This window comes from Thermosulfurimonas dismutans (assembly GCF_001652585.1).
Classification (GTDB): domain Bacteria; phylum Desulfobacterota; class Thermodesulfobacteria; order Thermodesulfobacteriales; family Thermodesulfobacteriaceae; genus Thermosulfurimonas; species Thermosulfurimonas dismutans.
Genome location: NZ_LWLG01000056.1, coordinates 1 through 640, shown reverse-complemented (window position 1 = coordinate 640; position 640 = coordinate 1). Strand labels below are relative to the sequence as shown.

The following is a 640-nucleotide window of genomic DNA, read 5'->3' as shown; positions in this document are numbered from 1 at the left end:
CCCTTTAGTTTTATGTGTCTTTTAGTTTTCAGTAGTTTAGTCAAAGCTCACGATCTTTGGCTCCAAGCCCCAAAATTATTATCTCGATTCTATGGAAAACATTGAAATAAAAGTTGTGTTTGGTCATAACTTTCCTTATGAAGATATTTTAATACCAAAAAAAGATATAAGTGAATTTTCATATGTAACTCCTGAAGGAGTTAAAAAATCGGTTACAAATATTTTGGGAAAGCATAAAGGGTAACAGGAAAAGAGAATACGAAAAAAGGAAGTTTGATAGGAGAGATTGATTTATCTAAATGCACAAAATGCAAAGAGGGGACTTATATTATTGCTGCTTCTAGAGTTAGAAAAGGAGACAAGTTTCATGTACCTTCAGGAAAATATGGTAAAGCTATAATTATAGTAGGCCAAAAAGGTACGCAAAAAAGTAACTAAAGGGGGTGTCTTATGAAGATAAAGAAAAAATTTGTGATTGGTATTTTGACAAGTCTTTTTCTTCTGCTGGCCTTTATTCCTAAAACCTATGCTCACTTTCTGTGGTTAAACGTTGATGATTATACCCCTAAAAAAGGACAAGAGGTCCGCATCACCCTCGGTTGGGGACACAAGTTCCCCGAAACACCAACCCCTCCTAGAG

1 protein-coding gene and 1 pseudogene are annotated in these 640 nt (G+C 35.0%); both read left to right on the top strand.

The window, feature by feature from the left end; translation table 11 throughout:
* Positions 1-91 precede the first annotated feature (91 nt).
* A complete protein-coding gene (locus TDIS_RS11125) occupies positions 92-244 on the top strand; it encodes a hypothetical protein (protein ID WP_153303850.1) in 153 nt (50 codons plus the stop codon).
* Between the two features lie 206 nt (positions 245-450).
* A pseudogene (locus TDIS_RS10720) lies at positions 451-640 on the top strand (DUF4198 domain-containing protein); the annotation flags it as partial.

Bases quoted from the DNA above. Each gene is read 5' to 3' on its own strand.
- TDIS_RS11125 (WP_153303850.1), top strand. From the start codon at position 92: ATGGAAAACATTGAAATAAAAGTTGTGTTTGGTCATAACTTTCCTTAT.